The sequence below is a fragment of the Aeromonas sp. EERV15 genome, assembly GCF_900079845.1.
Lineage (GTDB): Bacteria > Pseudomonadota > Gammaproteobacteria > Enterobacterales > Aeromonadaceae > Aeromonas > Aeromonas sobria.
In genome coordinates this window covers 1-474 of the sequence record NZ_FKKY02000104.1, presented here as the reverse complement: position 1 = coordinate 474, position 474 = coordinate 1, and the positions used below count along the sequence as shown (strand labels likewise).

Here is a 474-nt window from a genome sequence, read left to right as displayed (position 1 = left end):
GGTTGTCGGCTTTCATCTGGCGCAGGGTCGGCACGGCTGCCAGTACACCCTGCGCGGCCGGAGCGGCGCGCAGTTCCAACACATGCAGCAAGGCCGGCGTGTAACGGCGCAGGGAAGCGAAGTTCTCGCCGACCAAGTGCAGGTGGTCGAAACCCTCCGGCCGGGCCAGCAGCTCGTCTTCGCTGACGCTCTCGGTGAACTCGTCCCAGGGAATCACCGCCTCGATGGCGGCATAGGGGTCGCTGCCGGCTTCCTTGGCCTCCAGCAGCGCCTGGCCGATCTTGTAGTACAGGCGCACCTTGTCGTTGATCGCCTTGCCCTGCTTCTGGAACTGCTGCTGATGCTTGTGCTTCGCGCCGCTGAACAGCTTGACTAGGATGCGGTCGTGCAGATCCACCAGCTCATCACTCACGGTTGCAGTGCTCTCCAGCACCACGGCGGCCAGGGTCGCATAGCGCCGCTGCGGCTCGAACT

Annotated in this window: 1 pseudogene; it reads right to left on the bottom strand. The window is 64.8% G+C overall.

Annotated features, from left to right (window positions below):
* A pseudogene (locus tag BN4575_RS20605) lies at window positions 1–474 on the bottom strand (Tn3 family transposase); the annotation flags it as partial.